This is a genomic window from Cupriavidus sp. Agwp_2 (genome assembly GCF_040784895.1).
In the GTDB taxonomy this organism is placed as follows: domain Bacteria; phylum Pseudomonadota; class Gammaproteobacteria; order Burkholderiales; family Burkholderiaceae; genus Cupriavidus.
On sequence record NZ_CP088084.1, the window covers coordinates 2238572 to 2258492 of the forward strand.

Genomic DNA, 19921 nt, shown 5'->3' on the forward strand with positions numbered 1-19921 from the left:
GTCAAAACGATCGGATTTCTTGCTTCAGGCGTGGAAAACGTGGCCGATAGCCGGGGGGACAGCCAACCCCTTGCAGTCCATTTTTTGCCAGTCCCACCGAGCCGATGACCGCCTTTTTCCGCCCTGCCGAGCGCCTGATGGCGCGCCTCAACATCAACCAGAAACTGACCCTGATCGCGGTGCTGTTCCTCGTGCCGCTGTGCGGCGCGATGTATGTCGTGCTGCATGGCTCGGCGCAGTCGATCCGCACCACCGACAGCGAACGGCGCGGCCTGGTCATCGTCGGCCATGCGCTCGACTTCATGCGCGAGACGCAGGTGCGGCGCGGCGCCGCGAATACCGTGCTGGCCGGCAACGCCGGTTTCCGTCCGACTTTCGACGCGGCCGACGGCAAGGCCGCGGCCAACCTCGCCGAACTGCTGCGCGCCACTGCAGACAATCCCGGCTTTGCGCTGGAGACCGCGGCGCGCAAGCTGGAGCAGGACTGGCAGCACGTCCGCGGCCTCGGCCTGAACACGACGCCGGGGCCGCTGTTCGAGCGGCACAGCGCGCTGGTCAGGCAGACGCAGCTGTTCATCGGCGACGTGGCCGACCGCTCCGAGCTGGCGCTCGATGGCGAAGCCGGCGCCTATTACCTGATCAGCCTGGTGGTTGGCCCGATGCCGCGGCTGGCTGAGCAGAGCGCGCTGGCGCGCGGACGCGGCGCCGGCATCATCGCGCAGGGCGGCTATGCCGATGCCGCGCAGCAGGCCGACCTGGGCGCGCTGGCCGAGCAGATCCAGGATGGACTGGAAGCCATCCGGCGCGATGCCGCGCGCGTGCGCGAGAACGCGCCGGCCTACCAGCCGCAGGTCGACGCGGCCATGCAGCGGCTGGCCGCGATGGACAACTTCCACCGCACGCTCAAGGTGCGCATGCTCGGTGCCAGCGGCATCGGCATCGACGCCAAGAGCTATTTCGACGAGGCCAGCGCGGCAATCAACGGCGTGCTGGCCGCCAACAAGGAGTTTTCGGCGATCGCCGGCGCCATGCTGGCGCAACGCATCGCGGCGCAGCAGCGCCAGTTCGCGCTGCTGGCCGCGCTGGGCGTGGTCACGCTGGCCCTTGCCTTCTATCTGTTCACCGGCTTCAGCCGCGGTATGCGCAGCGACGTGCGTACCGTGGGCGACATGGTGGAACGCATCAACGCCGGCGACCTGAGCCTGCACACGGCCGTGCACGGGCGCGACGAGTTCAGCGAGGTCAAGCGCCACCTGCTGTCGCTGGTGGATAGCTGGCGCGGGCTGATCGGCGATACCAAGGCCGGCGCGCACAACGTGCTGGCCGCCGCCGGCGAGATCGCGCAGGGCAATATCGACCTGTCGCGGCGCACCGAGGAACAGGCTTCGTCGCTGGAGCAGACCGCGGCCAGCATGGAGCAGCTCACCGCCACCGTGCAGCAGAACGCGGGCAGCGCCGGGCAGGCCAGCGAGCTGGCGCGCGAGGCGTCGGACATCGCGCTGGCCGGCGGCGCCGCGGTGGGGCGCATGCGGCAGACCATGCAGGACATCGAGGCCGATTCGCGCCGCATCGTCGACATCATCGCGGTGATCGATGCCATTGCCTTCCAGACCAATATCCTGGCGCTGAACGCGGCGGTGGAAGCGGCGCGCGCGGGCGAGGCCGGGCGCGGCTTTGCCGTGGTGGCGACCGAGGTGCGCGGGCTGGCGCAGCGCGCCGGCAGCGCGGCCAGGGAAATCGGCACGCTGATCTCGCAGTCGGCGCAGCGCGTGGCCTCGGGCACGTCGCTGGCGGTGGATGCTGCCGCCAGCATGGACAGCACCGTGGCCGCGATCCGGCGCGTGACGGCGATGATGGACGAGATCAGCCACGCCTCGCGCGAGCAGAGCACAGGCATCGCCCAGGTCAACCAGGCGGTGGCGCAGATGGATCAGGTCACGCAGCAGAACGCCGCGCTGGTGGAGGAGGCCGCCGCCGCGGCGCAGTCGCTGCAGGCGCAGGCGCAGCAGATGCAGCACGCGATGGCGGTGTTCCGCACCGAGGCGCAGGCCGCCTGATTCCGGTACTACGCCACGCGGCGCGCGGTCAGCGCCGCAGCAGCCAGATCACGACCGATACCACCACCGACACCAGGATGCAGGTGGTGATCGGCAGGTAGAAGCTGAAGCCGTCGCGCACGATATGGATGTCGCCGGGCAGGCGGCCAAGGCGGTCAAAGGGAAGCCTGGACAGCCAGGGCCAGGCCGCGGCGGCGGCGATCAGCAGGCAGCCGAGGATGAGGAGCACGCGTTGCATGGAATAGGCGGGGCGAGGCGATCTTGAAGCATTTGACCGGCGGGTTGATGCATTGATTCCAGCGTGCCACGAGCGCCAGTTGGTCGGAATTCCTCGATTTCCAGAGATTTATGGAATGTAAATTGAAGGCTGGCGCTTTTTATATGAAATTTTCTTAATCAAATTCTTGCGTCGTAGTGAAAATTTCTCAATGATGAAGATTTTCGGAAGAAAATATCAAGAAAGTCGTCACAAGATAGTTAGAAAGGCTATAACCCCAGAAATCACGGTGAATCCGTGCTCATCTGGCCGCGCGTTTTTGCCGGGTTAACGCTAATTTTTGGCCCCGATCCCCGTTGCCTAAGATTCGTTCAATTAGAGAACGTGAGTTCGCTATTAGAACAAAATCGTAGCGCCCAGTAGCGCCTGCTTGCAGGCGAACCGCGCGATTTCCAAGGCAGACGGAGACAACAGTGCACCAATCCCTCCAATCCAAGGCTGGCGTCGTGGACGTCCAGGCCCTGATCGACGGCCAGCGATTCACTGGTTACCAGTGGCTCATCCTTGTGCTTTGCTTCCTGGTGGTTGCCGTCGACGGCTTCGATACCGCCGCCATCGGCTATATCGCGCCGGCGCTGGTGCAGGACTGGGGGATCGAAAAATCGGCCCTCGGTCCCGTCATGAGCGCGGCCCTGTTCGGCCTCGCCTTCGGCGCGATCTTTGCCGGCCCGCTGGCTGACCGCATCGGCCGCAAGAAGGTGCTGGTGCTGTCGGTCTTCTTCTTTGGCGCCTGCAGCCTGGCCACGGCCTTCGCGCCCACGCTGGGCTGGCTGACGGTGCTGCGCTTCCTGACCGGCCTCGGCCTTGGCGCGGCCATGCCCAATGCCGTGACGCTGACCGCCGAGTTCGCGCCGCAACGCCGCCGGGCCGTGCTGGTGAACACCATGTTCTGCGGCTTTCCGCTCGGCTCCGCCGCCGGCGGCTTTGTCGCCGCCGCGATGATCCCGCACTTCGGCTGGCACAGCGTGTTGCTGCTGGGCGGCATCGTGCCGCTTGCGCTCGCGCTGCTGCTGGTGGTGCTGCTGCCTGAGTCGGTGCGCTACATGGTGTTGCGCAACTATCCGGCCGGCCAGATCCGCCAGCTGCTGCGGCGCGTGACCGGCGCGGACGTGGCCGGCGCGAACGCCTTCAGCATCGGCGAGCAGGCGCCCGCGACCCGCTCCGCCGTCGGCACCGTGCTGGCGCCCGGCTATCGCCTGGGCTCGGCGATGCTGTGGTGCACCTACTTCATGGGCCTGGTCATCTTCTATCTGCTGACGAGCTGGATGCCCACGCTGATGAAGGATGCCGGCTTCTCGATCCAGCACGCGTCATTCCTGACGGCGCTGTTCCCGCTCGGCGGCGGCATCGGCACCATCGCGGCCGGCTGGTTCATGGACCGCTTCAATCCGAACAAGGTGATTGCGATCACCTATGCGGCCACCGGCGTGCTGATCTACGCCGTGGGGCAGGGGACCGGCAGCCAGGTGCTGCTTGGCGTGCTGATCTTCCTCGCCGGCACCGCCATGAACGGCGCGCAGTCGTCGATGCCTTCGCTGGCCGCCGCGTTCTATCCGACGCAGGGCCGTGCCACCGGAGTGGCGTGGATGCTTGGCATCGGCCGCTTCGGCGGCATCACCGGCGCGTTGCTCGGTGCCGAACTGCTGCGCCTGCACCTGGGCTTCGACACCATCTTTACGCTGCTCGCCGTGCCGGCATTCCTGGCCGCCGGTGCGCTGGTGGTCAAGCATGTCAGCGGCAGCCGCGCGCCGGGTGCCGACGCCGGCAGCGGCGCCGGCGTGGCCGCTCACTGAACATTCACTGAGCGCCAAGCGGCCGGGCCGCGGCGCGGATGCAGTCCGCCAGCGCTTCGGCCATCGGGCTGAGCGTGCGGTCGCCGTGCCGTAGCAGGCCGATCGGCTCCTCCGTGCCCTGCGTATCGAGCGGCAGCAGGACCAGCCCATCCTCGGCCACCGCGCGCTGCGCGGCGGACAGCGGCGCCGCCCACACGCAGTCGCTGTCGCGGGCCAGCAGCCGTCCGAGGTAGGCGTCCGACGTTTCCACGCATCCGCCCGGCAGGGGCAGGCCGTGTCGGGCGAGCAGGCTTTCCGTGTTGTGGCGGGGGATCGAGCCCGCGGCGGGGATCACCAGCGGCCACGCCAGCACGTCAAGCAAGGTCGGCCGCGAGACGGCGGCAAGAGGATGCCCGGGACGCACCGCCAGCGCCAGCGAGTCCGGGCCCAGCGACTCGAACCACAGGCTTTCCATGGCCACCGGGTCATCCATCCGGCCAATGACAAGGTCCAGCACGTCGGCCTTGAGCTGGTCGATCAGGCTGCGGTTCATGCCGGTCTGGACGGCCAGCCCGACCTCGGGGTGCGCGGCACGGAAGCGCAGCAAGGCATCGGTGAGCACCGCCGGCACTACGCTGGGCAATGCGCCCAGCCGGATGCGCTCCTGTGGCTGGGTCTGCTCGCCGGCCATGCTGTCGGCGGCGGCATCGATGTCCGCGAGGATACGCAGCGCGTGGCGCAGGAAGCGCGTGCCGGCGGTGGTCAGCTCCGTACCCGCGCGCTGGCGCACCAGCAGGCGTGTGCCGGTCAACTCCTCCAGCTCGCTCAGGGTCTTGGACACGGCAGGCTGTGTCAGCCCCAGCCGGTCGGCGGCGCGGCCCAGGTGCTGGGTCTGCGACACCGCCACGAAGCAATAGAGATGCCGCAGCCGCACGCGGTTGCGGAAGATTTCGAGCACGGGCGAAGCGGCGGTTTTCATGCCTAAAAGTTATCTTAATTCTCAAAAATCTTAATTTACATGACTTTATGTGTTGCTTAAAGTCATACCATTCCAACGACAAGGAGACTGCGCAAATGACCCGCCTTGCCCAGTATCGCCGTCCCTACTGGGACACCCAGCCCGAATACCGCTTCGATCCCTACGCCTCCACGCAGAAGCGCTCGCCGGATCAGCCGCTGATTGCGCTGCCGCAGTCGCTGTCCGAAGTGACCGGTCCCACCTTCGGCGCCGAGTTCGTCCGCGAAGGCGATAACGACCTCACCGTCGGCAACGGCGGCGAACCCATTGGCGAGCGCATCCTCGTGACCGGCCGCGTGCTGGACGAGAATGGCCGCCCGGTGCCGAATGCGCTGATCGAGGTGTGGCAGGCCAACGCGGCCGGCCGCTACGTGCACAAGCGCGACCAGCATGACGCACCGCTGGACCCGCATTTCTCCGGCGAGGGCCGCACCGTCACCGACGCCAACGGGCACTACCGGTTCAAGACCATCAGGCCCGGCGCCTATCCCTGGCGCAACCACCACAATGCCTGGCGGCCGCAGCATATCCACTTCTCGCTGTTCGGCAACGCCTACGCCACGCGGCTGGTGACGCAGATGTATTTCCCCGGCGATCCGCTGCTGCCGTTCGATCCGATCTTCAACTGCGTGCCGGACGAGAAGGCGCGCGACCGGCTCATCGCCAGCCTCGACTGGGAAACCACCCAGCCCGAATACGCGCTCGGCTACCGTTTCGATATCGTGCTGCGTGGCCGCGATGCCACGCCGATGGAGTAAGACCATGCTTTACGCCACCGCATCCCAGACCGTCGGTCCCTACCTTCATATCGGCCTGAGCGGGCTGAACTGCGCCGACCTGACCGCCAGCGCGCCGGCACTGGCCGGCCAGCGCATCGTGATCGAAGGCCGCGTCATCGACGGCAACGGCGAGCCCGTGCCGGACGGCATGGTCGAGATCTGGCAGGCCAATCCCGCTGGCCGCTACCGCCACGCCGAAGACACGCGCGAGCTGCCGCTGGTGCCCGGCTTTACCGGCTTCGGCCGCGTGCCGACCGAGGCCGATGGGTCGTTCCGCTTCGTCACCGTCAAGCCGGGTGCCGTGCCCGGGGCCGACGGCCGGCCGCAGGCGCCGCACATCATGGTGTCGGTGTTCATGCGCGGACTGGTCAAGCACGTTGCCACGCGCATGTACTTCCCGGACGAGGCCGCGGCCAATGGCGCCGATCCGGTGCTGGCGCTGGTGCCGGCCGGGCGGCGCGGCACGCTGGTCGGCAACGATGCCGGCAGCGGCACGCTGCGCTGGGATATCGTGCTGCAAGGCCCGGGCGAGACAGTGTTCTTCGATATCTGACACGCCGCGCCGGCGGCCGGGGACTCTCCCCAGGCCGCCGGCGACAGACGCATAATCAGGTGGTCGTCATCGCCACGACCCCCTACCGATCGCCCCCATGCCAACCGTCACGCGTCTCACCGATTTCATGTTCGGCAGCCCCGCTGTGCTGGACATCTTCTCCGACGCCGGCACCGTGCAACGCATGCTTGCCGTCGAGGCCGCGCTTGCGCGCGCCGAAGCGCAATGCGGCGTGATCCCGGCCGCTGCCGCGACCGTCATCACCGAAGTCTGCAGCGACATCGGCGCCATCGACCGCGATGCGCTGGCACAGGCCGCGGTCGCCGCCGGCAATCTCGCCATTCCCTTCGTCAGGCAACTGACCGCCGCCGTGGCCGCGCGCGATGCCGATGCGGCGCGCTTCGTGCACTGGGGCGCCACCAGCCAGGACATCATCGACACCGCGCTGGTCCTCCAGCTCGGCGACGCGCTGCGCGCGCTCGATGCCGACCTGGTCCGCCTGGGCGATGCCAGCGCCGCGCTGGCCAGCATGCATCGCGCCACGCCGATGGTGGCGCGCACCTGGCTGCAGCATGCGCTGCCGACCACCTTTGGCTGCAAGGCCGCCGGCTGGCTCGACGCGCTGCGCCGCGACCTCCCCCGCCTTGATGCAGCGCGCGCGCAGGCCCGCACGCTGCAGTTTGGCGGCGCAGCGGGCACGCTCGCCAGTCTCGGCGACGCCGCGCCCGGCGTAGCTGCCGCACTGGCCCGCGAGCTGGGCCTGGCCGCACCCGTGCTGCCGTGGCATGCGCATCGTGACCGCATGGTCGAAGTTGCCACCACGCTCGGCATGCTGACCGGTACGCTCGGCAAGATGGCGCGCGACATCTCCCTGCTGATGCAGACCGAGGTGGCGGAAGTGGCCGAGCCCACCGGGCCTGGCCGCGGCGGTTCCAGCACCATGCCGCACAAGCGCAATCCGGTCGGCTGCGCGGCGGTGCTGACGGCATCGGTGCGCGTGCCGCCGCTGGTGGCCACCATGCTGTCGGGCATGGTGCAGGAACACGAGCGCGCGCTTGGCGGCTGGCAGGCGGAATGGGACACGCTGCCGCAGATCGTCACGCTGGCCGCGGGCGCGTTGCGCCAGATGGGCGAGGTGGTGGCGGGGCTGCAGGTCGATGCGGCGCGCATGCGTGCCAACCTTGATCTCACGCATGGGCTGATTCTCGGCGAAGCCGCGATGCTGGAGCTCGGCGGCAGGATCGGCCGGCTGCAGGCGCATCACGTGGTGGAGCGCGCCTCGCGGCGTGCCGTGGCCGATGGCACCAGCCTGTGCGATGCTCTGGCCCGCACGCTGCAGGAGGAGCCTGCCCATGCGGGCCTGCTCGACGACGCCACGCTCGACCGCCTCGCCAACCCCGCCAACTACGCGGGCCAGTCAGCAGCCTTTGCCGACGCTGCCGTGCAGGCGTGGAAATCCGCGCTCGCCGGACGTGCCGCACGCCGACCGGCCTGAAGATTCTCAGGAGACTGCATTGCCCTATCTCGATCACGCCGGTGCCCGGCTTTTCTACACCGTCGACGGCCCCGCATCCGCACCGGCCATCGTCTTCTCCAACTCGCTTGGCACCGACTACACCATGTGGGAGCCACAGGCCGCCGCGCTGGCCGGGCGCTTTCGCGTGGTGCGCTACGACACGCGCGGCCACGGCCGCTCGACCGCACCCGGCGATGCCTTCACAGCTGAACAACTCGGCCAGGACGTGATCGCTATCCTGGATGCATTGAGTATCGGCCAGGCCGTGTTCTGTGGCCTGTCGATGGGCGGCCTGACCGGGATGTGGCTCGGCATCCATGCGCCCGAGCGCTTCTCCCGCATCGTTCTGGCCAATACCGCCGCGAAGATCGGCAACGCCGAGGGATGGAATTCGCGCATCGATACCGTGCTGCGCGACGGCATGGGCGTGATGGTCGCGCCTTCGGTCGAGCGCTGGTTCACTCCCGGGTTTGCCGCCACGGCCGACCGAGCCCTGGACGGCCTGCGCAGCGTGCTGGCAGGACTAGACCCACGCGGCTATGCGGCCAGCTGCGCGGCGGTGCGCGACGCCGACTTCCGCGAGGCGCTGTCGTCGATTCCGGTGCCGGTGCTGGTCATCGCCGGCAGCCAGGACCCGTCGACCACCGCGCAGGAGGGCCGCGCACTGGCCGATGCGATTCCCGGTGCGCGCTTCGTCGAACTGCCTGCCGCGCATATTTCCAGCTTCGAGCAGCCCGGCCGCTTTACCGCTGCACTGGTGGACTTCGTGCAAGGCCGCCTGCCCGTGACCGACGACCACGCGCGCTACGACGCCGGCCTTTCGGTGCGGCGCGAGGTGCTCGGCAGCGCGCATGTCGATCGCTCGCTGGCGCGGCTGACGCCGCTCAACGAGGAGTTCCAGAACCTGATCACGCGCTACGCCTGGGGTGAGATCTGGACGCGAGAAGGCCTGCCGCGCCACACCCGCAGCCTGCTGACCATCGCCATGATGGTGGCGCTGAACCGTTCGGAAGAACTGAAGCTGCATCTGCGCGCCGCGGCCAACAATGGCGTCACGCGCGACGAGATCAAGGAAGTGCTGCTGCAAACCGCGATCTATTGCGGTGTGCCGGCGGCGAATTCGGCGTTCCACCTGGCCGAAGAGGTCTTCGCCGAGATGGATAGGCCAGCCTGAGCAATCAGCCGGCCGGCTCCCGGGCCGGCTGCACCGCAAACGTCGGCAGCCGCGCCCGCCCCGATTGCCGGAACTCCGTGGGCGCCTGGCCCACCAGCCGCGCGAAGAAGCGGGAGAAGTACGCCGCATCGGAGAAGCCGAGCGACAACGCGATGTGCTTGATCTCCAGGTCGCTGAAGAGCAGGTCGCGCTGCGCCTCGGCGAGCACGCGCGCGTGGATCATCTGCAGGGCGGACTGCCCCGACGCCTGCCGGCACACGCGGTTGAGTTGCGTGGGCGTGATGCCGATCGCGCCGGCGTAGTGGCCGATCTCCTTCTGCTCGCGGTAATCCGATTCCAGCAGTTGCTGGAAGTGCTGGAAATGCCGCGCCGGCCGGCTGCTGCTGCGCGCGGCCGCCGGCGCCGCGGCATTGGCCAGCCGCGCAATGCCGATCAGCACCAGCGTCAGCAGCGCCGACAGCGACGCCCCGCGCCAGGCGGACACTGCCTCCATCTCCCCACGAAACAGCGCCAGCGCATCCGCCAGCGCGTGGCCGCGCCGCACGCGGTCATGGCGCGGGTGTTCAAACAGCGGCAGAGCATCCGGCACCCCCGCCAGCAGCGTGCGCAGGTGGCTGTCGGTCATGGTGACCACCATGCCATCGGTGTCTGGCGTAAACACGAAGCCGTGGATGTGCCGCGGCGGCATCGTCACCAGCGAGCCGCCGCGCAGCGGCTCGCGGCGCTCTTCGAGCAGGGCTTCGCCGCCACCCGCATGAATGTACAGATCAGGAATCGCTCATGCCGGTGGGGCTTGATCTCCCACCCGTGCAGGCGGCTGCGCGCGGCAATGGACTCGAAATGCAGCTGGTCGGACAGCGGCTCGGAAGAATTCACGCCGTACAGGGAGTAGGTCGGGACAGGTCTCACGGGGGGCGTCAGTGTTTACCAGCGATGTTCCGATTGTCCTTTCATTGGTTCGGTCTGTCCATTCCGTAGCGGGCGTGCTGCCACTATCGTTAGCGCCAGTAGATCGATATGCACAAGGAGACAAGACATGCGCACCCAGGTTGCCATCATCGGCGCCGGCCCCGCCGGCCTGCTGCTCGGGCAGTTGCTCAGCAAGGCGGGCATCGACAACATAATCGTCGAGCAACGCAGTCCGGAATACGTGCTGGGGCGCATCCGCGCCGGCATCCTCGAGAGCGTGACCGTCGATGCGCTGCAGCGCGCGGGTGTGGCGGCGCGGCTGCATGAGGAAGGGCTGGTGCACGACGGCATCGAGCTGTCATTCGATGGCCAGCGGCATCGCATCGACCTGCACGCGCTGGTCGGCCGCAGCGTGACCGTCTACGGCCAGACCGAGGTCACCCGCGACCTGATGGCGGCACGGCAGGAAGCGGGCATCACCACGGTCTATGACGCGCAGGAGGTCAGCCTGCATGACTTCGATGGCGCGAGGCCGGTGGTCCGTTACCGCAAGGATGGCGTGGCGCACGAGATCCACTGCGACTACATCGCCGGCTGCGACGGCTTTCATGGCGTCAGCCGCCAGAGCGTGCCGCAGACCGCCACGCAGTTGTTCGAGCGCGTCTATCCGTTCGGCTGGCTTGGCATCCTCTCCGACACGCCGCCGGTCGCGGACGAACTGATCTACGCCAGCCACGAACGCGGCTTTGCGCTGTGCAGCATGCGCACGCGCACGCGCAGCCGCTACTACGTGCAGGTGCCGTCGAGCGAGCGTGTGGAGGACTGGTCCGATGAACGCTTCTGGGACGAACTGCGCCGCCGCCTCGATCCGCAGTCGGCCCAGTCGCTGGTGACGGGCGCGAGCATCGAGAAAAGCATCGCGCCGCTGCGCAGCTTTGTCAGCGAGCCGATGCGCTTCGGCAACCTGTTCCTGGCCGGCGATGCCGCGCATATCGTGCCGCCCACCGGCGCCAAGGGGCTGAACCTGGCGGCCAGCGACGTGCTGACCCTGGCCGACGGACTGATCGCCGCCTACCGGCATGACGACAAGCGCGAGCTGGATGCCTATTCGGCGCGCTGCCTGCGCCGCATCTGGAAGGCCGAGCGCTTTTCATGGTGGCTGACTTCGCTGATGCATCGCTTCCCGGATGCGGATCCGTTTGCGCTGCGCATGCAGCGGGCCGAGCTCGATTACCTGGTGGGTTCGGAAGCGGCGTGCCGGGTGCTGGCGGAGAATTATGTGGGGTTGCCTTACTGAACGGCCAAAACCGGCGGCGCGCGGGGCGTAGATGGTAGCAAAGACAAAGCGCGGCATTTGCCGCGCTTTTTAACCTGCATCCATCAGGTATTACCTGATCTCCACCGCCACCTTCCCCCCAGCCTGCGCCTGCAGCCGCAGGCTTTCCGTGGTATCCCCCGACCCATCCGGCGTCCAGCCCGGGGGCATCACCAGATAGCCAATCGCATTCAGCAGGCTGCCGGCATTGGCCATGTCCTTGCCCAGGCCGATCCAGTGTTCGAACTGGTTGACCAGCGGGTTGTGCGTGGTGGTCGGGTGGACCAGGCCGTAGCGGCACGGTTCGTCTTCACGCTCTGCCACATAGGTGCCGAACAGGCGGTCGAAGATGATCAGCACGCCGCCGAAGTTCGCATCGAGGTAGTCGATGTTCGAGGCATGGTGCACGCGGTGCGCCGACGGGGTGTTGAACACGTATTCGAGCCAGCCCAGCTTGGGGATCCAGGTGGTGTGCAGCCAGAACTGGTACAGCAGGTTCAGGCTCACCGTGGCCAGCACCACTTCAGGACGAACGCCCAGGAAGACCAGCGGCGCGAAGAAGATGGCGGTGCCCGTGATCTTGCCGGTCCAGCCAAGGCGATAGGCGGTGCCCAGCGTCAGTTCGTTCGGCGAGTGGTGCACCGCGTGCGTCGCCCAGAAGAAGCGGATGCGGTGCGAGGCGCGGTGGTACCAGTAGTAGCAGAACTCTTGTCCGAGGAATAGCAGCAGCACGGCCAGCGCGCTGTTGATCTCGACGGTGAAGAGGCGGTGCTGCCAGGCAAACGCGAACACCGGCGTGGCCAGCGACAGCGGCAGCAGCGCCAGCAGCTTGCGGCCAACCAGGTCGGCGAGCGACAGGGCGACTTCATGCCAGGGATAGGCCTTGCCCTGACGGTTCGCCTTGCGTGCCAGCACGAAGGCTTCGACCAGGGAGACCGCCACGATAAACGCCGTGACGTAGAGGGTGAATTTGCCGAGGTTGTGCATGTCGGGTCCAGTGCGGTGAGGTGGGACGCTTGGCTTGCGGGTTGCTGCTTGCTGCGTCGGTGAGGCAAATGTAGTGGCTGGACCCGTGCGGCGCCATGCGGCAATTATTTCGCCGTATGTCATGCCCGGCGGGCCGCGGGCGGTGTAACACCGCGACATTTTTCTTACCGCGAAAAGCTGCAGCCCCTTTCCTATAGTTCGACCGTCGCCGCGCAACGGAGCGCGGCATGAAACGAACCGGAAGGACCTGCCATGACGAAACGCCTCAGCAATCTTGCCTCTTCCCTGCGCCTGCCCCGCCTGCTCGGTATCGCCAGTGGCGCACTGGTGATCCTGGCCAGCACGCCCGCTTTTGCCGCATTCGGTGGCCACAGCACGGCTTATACGCCGCGCGGCACGTTCAGCAGCGGGCATATCGGCGCCTGCGGCGGCGGCAGCTGCTCGCACGCCGGTGGCATCGAGGGGCCGCATGGTGGCCTGGCCACCAACACCGGCACCGTGACGCGCACCGCGCCGGGACAGTTCAGCAACAGCGGCACCGCCGTCGGTCCCAACGGGCGCTCGGTGCAGCACGACGGCAGCACCAGTTGCGCCGGCGGCACCTGTTCGCACAGTGGCGACCTGACCGGCCCCAATGGCCAGACCGCCACCACTTCAGGCAGCGTGACCCGCGAAGGCGTGGGCCAGTATTCGTCGTCGGGCACGGTCACTGGCGCAAACGGCAATAGCTACGGGCACGCCGCTTCCACCAACTGCGCCGGCTCGACCTGCTACCGCTCCGGCACCGGGACCGGCGCGCAGGGCGGCACCGTTACGCACTCGGGCAGCGCCACCAGCGTGGCGCCGGGAGTCGTGACCACCGGCGGCGGCACTACCGTGGTCCACGGCGCGGCGGTGACGACCGGCGGCACTACCGTCACCACGGTCGGAACGGTTGGAACGGTCGCTGCCGTCGGTACGGTGGGTACGGTGGGTACGACGGTGGCGGTCAGCACGCCGCCGGTGGTGGTCACGCCGCCGCCCCCGCCGCCGGTGCCTGTCTATGTGCCGGCCCCGGCGCCCGCCACGGTGTACGTGCCGCCGCCCGCCAAGGTCGTGGTTGCCCCGCCGCCGCCGGTCCGCGTCGTGGTCGCCGCACCGGTGCCGCGCACGATCTATGTCGCGCCGCGCGCGGTCTACGTGGCCCGTCCGGCCGTCATGATCCCCGGCCACTGGGCCGGCGGCGTGTGGGTACCCGCCCATGTGGTCTGAGCGCCACGAGGCGGTTACCCATTGCAGAGCGCCGGAAAAAGACCGGCCAGCCCACCGAGTCCATCATGAGGAAGATGATTGCAGTGCTTATGTTGTGTATTGTTTCTGCAGGCGCCTATGCACAAAGTGCCGGGATGCAGTCGCGCTGAGGCCATGCGCTCAAGCCTGGCGCCGAGTTTGGGACAGCAAGCCGGCACGCCGGCATCGCCGGAGACCCGTGATGGAACAGGTGAACAGGATTGTCGTGCTCGACGATGAAGCCGAGCTGCGCAACATGCTGCAACGCTTCCTGACCGGGCACGGCTTCCGCGTGCGCGCGGTGGCCGACGGCAAGCAGCTCGACAAGTACTTGCAGCGCGAGCCGCATGACCTGCTGGTGCTCGACCTGATGATGGAGCCCGAGGATGGCCTCACCATCTGCAAGCGCCTGCGGGCCGAGGGCCACACGCTGCCGATCCTGATGCTGACGGCCAAGGGCGACCCGATGGACCGCGTCGCCGGCCTGGAAACGGGCGCCGACGACTACCTTGCCAAGCCCTTCGTGCCGGACGAGCTGGTGGCGCGCATCCGCGCGCTGTTGCGGCGGCAGAAAATGTCGGCCGGCGATCCCACCGTGACTACGCAGCGGCTGCGCTTTGGCGACTTTACCTTCGATGTCGGCCAGCAGACGCTGATGCGCGGTGGCGAGCCGGTCGAAGTTCATTCGGCGCAGATGCTGCTGCTGCACGCGCTGGGTTCGTCGCCGAACCGTGCGGTCAGCCGCGAGAACCTGCTCGCGCGGGCGCGTGGGCGCGACCATGACGCGCTCGACCGCAGCATCGACGTGCAGATCCTCCGGCTGCGCCAGATCGTCGAAGACGATCCGTCCAAGCCGCGCTTTATCAAGACCGTGTGGGGCGTCGGCTACATGCTGGTCGCCGGCGTGGATTCGTGACGCGGTCGTCGCCCATGCTCAGGCGCCTGCTGCCACGCTCGCTGCTGGCGCGCAATATCCTGCTGCTGGTGGCGCTGGTGGCCATCACCCAGGCGTGTTCGCTGACGGTGCTGCTGCACTACGTCCAGCGCCCGCGCATCGAGCGCGCCGCCATCGTCTTTGCCGATTACGTGCGCACGCTCGACCGCGTGGTGGCGGCAATGCCGCTTGATCCCAGCGGTGCCACGGCCACGCGCATGGGCGCGCAGGCGCAGGAGCCCGCGCACGCCGCCGAGAAGCCGGCGCCAGACCTGCAACACCTGCTGCGCACCTGGCAGCGCGACGTCTTCATGGAAGCCCTGCGCCGCCATCTTCCCGCCGACATGCCGGTGCGATGGCAGGCCGGCGAGGCCGAGCAGCTGTGGATCCGCATGCATGTGGGCGGCGCGCCCCGCTGGATCGGGCTGCCGATCAGCGATGACGTGCGCGCCGGCGGCATTGCCACGGCGCTGGCGCTGTCGACCGCGCTGGCGCTGCTGGCGGCGCTGACCGGCTACCTGATCCAGCGCCACCTGAACCGGCCGCTGCAGGACCTGGCGCGTGCAGCGCAGGACATTTGCGGGGGCTCGACACCGCCGCCGCTGCCGACCGACGGCCCGACCGAGATCGCCCAGGTCAGCAGCGCCTTCAACCAGATGACGCAGGCATTGCAGCAGGCCGAGCAGACCCGGGCGCTGATGCTCGCGGGTGTCTCGCACGACATCCGCACGCCGCTGACCAAATTGCGCCTGGCCATGGCCATGTCGATCCCGCGCGGCGCCGACGATGCCTTCGTCGCCTCGGCCGAGGGCTACCTGGACCACATCGAGACCATCCTGCAGCAGTTCATGGACTACGCCGGCAGCGGCGAGAAAGAGCAGCCCCAGCCCGGCGACGTCAACGCCCTGGTGTCGCAACTGGCCGCCGACTTCGCCGGCCTGGGCCATGAGTTCGAGCTGTCGCTGGCGGAATTGCCGCCGGTTCCCTATCGCCCGGTCAGCCTGATGCGGCTGCTGATGAACCTGATGCAGAACGCTGTCGTCTACGGCAAGTCGGGCTTCAGCGTGCGCACGTGGCGCGATGCCGCGTGCGCTTATGTGGCCGTTGGCGATCGCGGCACCGGCATCGCCGCGCACGAGCTGGAGCAGCTCAAGGCGCCTTTCAGCCGCGGCGCCAACGCGCGCGGCCACGCTGGTGGCACCGGGCTCGGGCTGGCCATCGTCGACCGCATCGCGCGGCTGCACGGCGGCTCGCTGCAGTTCCGCCCGCGCGATGGCGGCGGGCTCGAAGCAGTGGTGGCGCTGCCGCTGCAGGCACCGGCGGCGTAGCGCGGGCACCACCTCGTCCCCCGGCGCCGTGACATGGCGCGAAATAATTCCCAGATGGCGCTGCGCGCGGGTTTTTTCCATACTTCCGTCACCGCGAGGCCAGACACGGAAACACCGAAGCAGGCAGCGCGACAAGAAGCTCCCGATGGTTTGCGATCTCCTGGTGCAACGATGTCGGCGACAGCTTTCCACTACCGACCGGCAACGACCTGCCAACCTGAAGGAACCGAATATGCGCAACGCTCTCCAGACCATCGCCAAGCAAACCAAGCGCCTGACCATCGCCGCACTCGCCGCCACCGCCATGCTCGGCGCCGGCTACGCCAACGCCGCTGTCACCGGCATCAACCAGATGGGCCTGACGCAGGCCGTGCACGCCGACGTGATCTATGTCCACGCGTTCGACGCCGATGCCGGGCAGGTGAAGCTTGACGGTGGCCTGGCGCAGAAGGTCAAGATGATGGCCGCCGGCGGCTCGTCGGCCAATGCGCAAGGCCAGACCGCAGCCGAAGCGCGCGATCAGGTCGCCAACGAGATCGTCCGCCAACTGCGCGGCATGGGCCTCAACGCCGTGCGTTCCGATGCCCCGGCGCCGGCGGGTGCCAACGCACTGATCGTCGAAGGCGATTTCCGCAAGATCGACGAAGGCAGCGGCCGCCGCCGTCTGCTCATCGGCCTGGGTGCCGGCAAGAGCGAAGTCGGCGCCGACGTGCGCATCTCGTACAAGCCCGCCAATGGCGCCCCGGTCCCGCTGCAGAGCTTTGTCGCCAACGCCGACAGCGGCCATATCCCGGGCGTGGCCGAAACCGCCGGCATCGGTGCCGCGGCCGGGCACGTGGCGATGGCGGCTGCCGGTGGTGCCGGTGTGCACGGCGCCACGGAAATGACGCATGACTCGATCTCCGCCGATGCGACGCGCCTGGGCAATTCGATCGCCAGTCAGGTCGCGGCCGCGAGCACCGAAGAAGGCTGGCTGACCGCCTCGGCGGCCCGCTGAGCCACACGCCCACCGGTGGGCTTGGTCAGCCCTGTGCGGCCCCGCCTTGTGCGGGGCCTTCGTCGTCCCCCTTGCGCAGCACCTTGCTCACCACCCTGGAAAAGAACGCAAAGTACAGGCCGGTCGACAGGCCGCACATCAGGATCCCGGTCAGCGCTTCGACGCCTCCCACCAGCCGCCATTCCTGCGGCAGCACCACGTCGCCATAGCCGGTGGTGGTGTACGTCACGGCGCTGAAGTAGAGCGCCGTATGCAGGTCGGGCAACCCTGCGCGCCAGTAGTAGAACAGGCCCCATGCCACGATCTGCAGCAGGTGCAGCAGGATCGTGCACGCCGCCAGGCTGATCAGCGCGTGCGTGGCGCGCCAGAAGTAGCGTGGCCCCGCCGGGATCCGCCACTTGAGCCAGTGAAACGCCGCCATGATGCCGATCGCGTGGATCGATACGCAAAGCGCCATCAGGAGGAATGCGAGGAGAGCCTTGGTCAGCATGGTCGTGTCCGTGGGTATCGGGCGGTCCCATGCTACCCCAGTGGCGCGGCGGCATGGCGGGGCGGCAATTGCCGTTGTCCGATTTCGGATCAAGACCTGTCGCCTGCCGGTTTGGCCGCAGGGTGCCCCGTCCCTAGACTCAAGCCGTTCGAGTCAAGGAGAACGCGCCATGGCAACCCTGCCACCCTTCGTGCCCCATCTGTCCGCCTGCATCCTCGGGGCGCTTTGCCTGGTTCCAGCCGGCGCCGCCGTCGCCCAGGACTGGCCCACCAAGCCGGTCACGCTGGTGGTGCCGTTTCCGGCCGGCGGCGGCACCGACCTGCTGGTCCGCACCATCCAGCCCAAGCTGCAGGCGGCGCTTGGCCAGCCTGTGGTGATCGACAACCGCGGTGGCGCGGGCGGCACCATCGGCTCGACGTTCGTGGCGCGTGCCGCGCCGGACGGCTACGTGGTGGGCGTGGCGACGACCAGCACGCACGCTGTCAGCGCCAGCGTCTATCCCAGGCTGCCGTACAAGCCCGCCACCGACTTTGCCTACGCTGGCTTTATCGGCACGTCGCCTTATGTGCTCGCAGTCAATCGCGCACTGCAGGCACCTGACGTGAAGACGCTGCTCGACCGGCTGCGCCACGACAAGCTCGCGCAGCACAGCTTTGCCTCGGTTGGCGTGGGCACGGTATCGCACCTGATCGGGGTGCAATTCCAGGCGTTGTCCAAAGTGCCGCTCACGCATGTGCCGTATCGCGGCGCAGCGCCCGCCTATACCGACCTCATCGGCGGCCAGGTGCAGCTGATGTTCGACAACCCGGCGGGACTTGTGCCGTACCTCCGCGCCAACAAGCTGGTTGCCGTCGCGACGACCGCGCCAACGCCGCTGCTGCCCAACGTGCCGACCTTCGCCAGCCAGGGGGTGCCGGGCTTCGCGCAACAGCTCTGGTATGGACTGGCGTTTCCGCGCGGGACGCCGGCGCCGGTGATCGCGCGCATGAACCACGTGCTCAACCAGGTGCTGGCGGACAAGGACACTATCCGCGAACTTGCGGACAAGGGCGTGACGGCGCGGCCGGGCACACCTGCCGAGATGCTGGCCGCCGTGCAGCACGACCTGTCTTACTGGGGCGCGACTGCCCGGTCCGTGGGAGCGACGATTGAATAAGCCACAGCGACACACCATGCCAGCGCGCGGCCGCGTCGCGCTGATCGACGTATTCGTGCGCGGCCCCGGCGGCGGCAATCCGGTGCCGCTGGTGGCCGATGCGCAAGGCATGTCCGAGACGGACATGCAGCAGGTTGCGGCGCGCCACGGCCATGAATCCGCCTTTGTGCTGCCGCCGTCGGCCGATGGGGCGGACCTGCGCCTGCGCTTTTTCGTGCCGCGGCACGAGATGGAAATGTGCGGCCATGCCACGGTGGGCGCGTTGTGGGCGTTGCGGCAGTGGGGCCGCTGGACCACGCCGGCCGCGCGCATCGAGACGCTGAGCGGCAGCGTGACGGCGCGCTGGGACGACGCGGCGCAACGGGTGTGGATTTCGCAGCCGCCGGTGCAGGCGAGCGCGCTGGATGCGGCCCAGCGCCGGGCGGTCGCCGCGGTGCTGGGCCTGCCCGGCGATGGTGCAGGCATTGCCATGACCAACGCCTGCACCAGCCGCGTCAAGACACTGGTGGCGATGCCGGACGTGGCGGCGCTGGCCGCGTTGCGGCCGGACTTCGCACGGATGGCGGCGTTGTGCGATGCGATCGGGTCCACCGGGCTGTATCCGTACGCGGACGCGGCAACGGGCGACCCGGCAACGCCGCCGGCCACGCGGGCGGTGCATGCACGGCAGTTTCCCCGCTCTTCCGGCTACCCGGAGGATGCCGCCACCGGTATTGCCGCGGCTGCGCTGTGGGGTCACCTTGCCGGCAATTCTCGGGGTGTCGCGCCAGTGCTGGCGGTACGGCAGGGTGAAACCATGGGCCGCCCGTCGGAGATCGTGGTGGCACCGCGCGTGGCCGCCGACGGCACCGCGCAGGGCTGCTGGCTCAGCGGCGCGGTGCAATGGAGCCAGCCATGAGTGCCACGACGCCGGAAGGCCGGCTCGCGGCCGCGGGCTTTGTGCTGCCGCCCGCGCCCGTGCCGCGCGGCAGTTACGCCCCGGCCTGCGTGATCGACGGGCGCATCAGCATCAGCGGCCAGACGCCGCGACGCGACGGCGTTGCCTTGGCCGGCTGCTGCGCCACTGAAGCCGATATCCCGGGCGCTCGCCGGGCCGCCGAGGTGGCGATGCTGAACGCGCTGGCCGCGTTGCGTACAGCCGCCGGCGGCCAGCTGGCGGCAGTGCGGCAGGTTACGCGGCTGCGCGGCTTCGTGCGCGCGCACGGCGATTTCACCCGGCATTCGTTGGTGGTCGACAGCGCCTCCGCCGTGCTGGCACTGGCCTTCCCCGCGCAGGCGCTCCCCGCTCGCACCGCGGTGGGTGTGGCAAGCCTGCCGGACTGTGCCTGGATCGAGATCGAACTGGAAGCCTGCCTGGCCTGAATGGCCTCCCTGGCCTGAATGGCAGGTA

General features: G+C 68.4%; 18 protein-coding genes and 1 pseudogene. 14 read left to right on the forward strand and 5 right to left on the reverse strand.

Annotated features, from left to right (window positions below):
• Positions 1-104 precede the first annotated feature (104 nt).
• Complete coding sequence (locus LPA45_RS27900; protein WP_116322444.1) at positions 105-2057, forward strand: methyl-accepting chemotaxis protein; 1953 nt, start codon at positions 105-107, stop codon at positions 2055-2057.
• Between the two features lie 28 nt (positions 2058-2085).
• Here the strand turns inward: LPA45_RS27900 and LPA45_RS27905 are convergent, their stop codons facing one another.
• Positions 2086-2295 carry a DUF2905 domain-containing protein gene (locus LPA45_RS27905; RefSeq protein WP_063237407.1) on the reverse strand — a complete coding sequence of 70 codons (210 nt, stop codon included), beginning with the start codon at positions 2293-2295 and terminating at the stop codon, positions 2086-2088.
• Positions 2296-2747: 452 nt separating this feature from the next.
• Between LPA45_RS27905 and LPA45_RS27910 the strand changes: the two genes are divergently transcribed.
• Positions 2748-4127, forward strand: coding sequence for an aromatic acid/H+ symport family MFS transporter (locus LPA45_RS27910; protein WP_116322443.1), 1380 nt, complete (start codon positions 2748-2750; stop codon positions 4125-4127).
• Positions 4128-4131: 4 nt separating this feature from the next.
• On the opposite strand, the gene LPA45_RS27915 is transcribed toward LPA45_RS27910, so the two are convergent.
• A complete protein-coding gene (locus tag LPA45_RS27915) occupies positions 4132-5085 on the reverse strand; it encodes a LysR substrate-binding domain-containing protein (protein ID WP_116322442.1) in 954 nt (317 codons plus the stop codon).
• A 95-nt stretch (positions 5086-5180) separates the two neighbouring features.
• On the opposite strand from LPA45_RS27915, the gene pcaH reads away from it, so the two are divergent.
• The 4 genes from pcaH to pcaD all read left to right on the forward strand — a co-directional run bounded on the left by pcaH (position 5181) and on the right by pcaD (position 9146).
• Positions 5181-5882 (forward strand): protocatechuate 3,4-dioxygenase subunit beta, encoded by a 702-nt coding sequence (pcaH, locus tag LPA45_RS27920; protein WP_116322441.1) that lies wholly within the window; start codon positions 5181-5183, stop codon positions 5880-5882.
• 4 nt (positions 5883-5886) lie between these two features.
• Positions 5887-6456 carry a protocatechuate 3,4-dioxygenase subunit alpha gene (gene pcaG / locus LPA45_RS27925; RefSeq protein WP_116322440.1) on the forward strand — a complete coding sequence of 190 codons (570 nt, stop codon included), beginning with the start codon at positions 5887-5889 and terminating at the stop codon, positions 6454-6456.
• A gap of 127 nt (positions 6457-6583) precedes the next feature.
• Positions 6584-7951 carry a 3-carboxy-cis,cis-muconate cycloisomerase gene (locus tag LPA45_RS27930; protein WP_233528330.1) on the forward strand — a complete coding sequence of 456 codons (1368 nt, stop codon included), beginning with the start codon at positions 6584-6586 and terminating at the stop codon, positions 7949-7951.
• A gap of 19 nt (positions 7952-7970) precedes the next feature.
• Complete coding sequence (gene pcaD / locus LPA45_RS27935; protein WP_116322438.1) at positions 7971-9146, forward strand: 3-oxoadipate enol-lactonase; 1176 nt, start codon at positions 7971-7973, stop codon at positions 9144-9146.
• A 4-nt stretch (positions 9147-9150) separates the two neighbouring features.
• Here pcaD and LPA45_RS27940 read toward each other — a convergent pair.
• Positions 9151-10055: pseudogene (locus tag LPA45_RS27940) on the reverse strand (helix-turn-helix domain-containing protein).
• Positions 10056-10182: 127 nt separating this feature from the next.
• On the opposite strand from LPA45_RS27940, the gene pobA reads away from it, so the two are divergent.
• Complete coding sequence (gene pobA, locus LPA45_RS27945) at positions 10183-11352, forward strand: 4-hydroxybenzoate 3-monooxygenase (protein WP_116322436.1); 1170 nt, start codon at positions 10183-10185, stop codon at positions 11350-11352.
• A gap of 90 nt (positions 11353-11442) precedes the next feature.
• Here pobA and LPA45_RS27950 read toward each other — a convergent pair whose 3' ends face one another.
• The gene (locus LPA45_RS27950) at positions 11443-12357 is read right to left on the reverse strand and encodes a sterol desaturase family protein (RefSeq protein ID WP_116322435.1); all 915 of its coding nucleotides are present in this window, start codon (positions 12355-12357) and stop codon (positions 11443-11445) included.
• A gap of 252 nt (positions 12358-12609) precedes the next feature.
• On the opposite strand from LPA45_RS27950, the gene LPA45_RS27955 reads away from it, so the two are divergent.
• From LPA45_RS27955 to LPA45_RS27970, 4 genes are all read left to right on the forward strand, one after another.
• Positions 12610-13608, forward strand: a complete 999-nt coding sequence (locus tag LPA45_RS27955; protein ID WP_116322434.1) for a hypothetical protein — start codon at positions 12610-12612, stop codon at positions 13606-13608.
• Positions 13609-13828: 220 nt separating this feature from the next.
• Positions 13829-14542, forward strand: coding sequence for a response regulator (locus tag LPA45_RS27960; RefSeq protein ID WP_116322433.1), 714 nt, complete (start codon positions 13829-13831; stop codon positions 14540-14542).
• Between the two features lie 14 nt (positions 14543-14556).
• On the forward strand, positions 14557-15888 hold the full coding sequence (locus LPA45_RS27965) for an ATP-binding protein (protein WP_116322432.1): 1332 nt from the start codon (positions 14557-14559) through the stop codon (positions 15886-15888).
• A gap of 232 nt (positions 15889-16120) precedes the next feature.
• The gene (locus LPA45_RS27970; RefSeq protein ID WP_116322431.1) at positions 16121-16885 is read left to right on the forward strand and encodes a DUF4410 domain-containing protein; all 765 of its coding nucleotides are present in this window, start codon (positions 16121-16123) and stop codon (positions 16883-16885) included.
• A 25-nt stretch (positions 16886-16910) separates the two neighbouring features.
• Here LPA45_RS27970 and LPA45_RS27975 read toward each other — a convergent pair whose 3' ends face one another.
• On the reverse strand, positions 16911-17375 hold the full coding sequence (locus LPA45_RS27975) for a potassium channel family protein (protein WP_116322430.1): 465 nt from the start codon (positions 17373-17375) through the stop codon (positions 16911-16913).
• A 169-nt stretch (positions 17376-17544) separates the two neighbouring features.
• Between LPA45_RS27975 and LPA45_RS27980 the strand changes: the two genes are divergently transcribed.
• The 3 genes from LPA45_RS27980 to LPA45_RS27990 are packed head-to-tail and all read left to right on the forward strand — an operon-like array spanning position 17545 to position 19893.
• On the forward strand, positions 17545-18531 hold the full coding sequence (locus LPA45_RS27980) for a tripartite tricarboxylate transporter substrate binding protein (protein ID WP_116322429.1): 987 nt from the start codon (positions 17545-17547) through the stop codon (positions 18529-18531).
• Positions 18532-18547: 16 nt separating this feature from the next.
• A complete protein-coding gene (locus tag LPA45_RS27985; protein WP_116322428.1) occupies positions 18548-19429 on the forward strand; it encodes a PhzF family phenazine biosynthesis protein in 882 nt (293 codons plus the stop codon).
• Entirely contained in the window at positions 19426-19893 is a 468-nt protein-coding gene (locus LPA45_RS27990) for a RidA family protein (RefSeq protein WP_116322427.1), read from the forward strand. The genes LPA45_RS27985 and LPA45_RS27990 overlap by 4 nt, the downstream gene beginning before the upstream one ends.
• Positions 19894-19921: the final 28 nt, after the last annotated feature.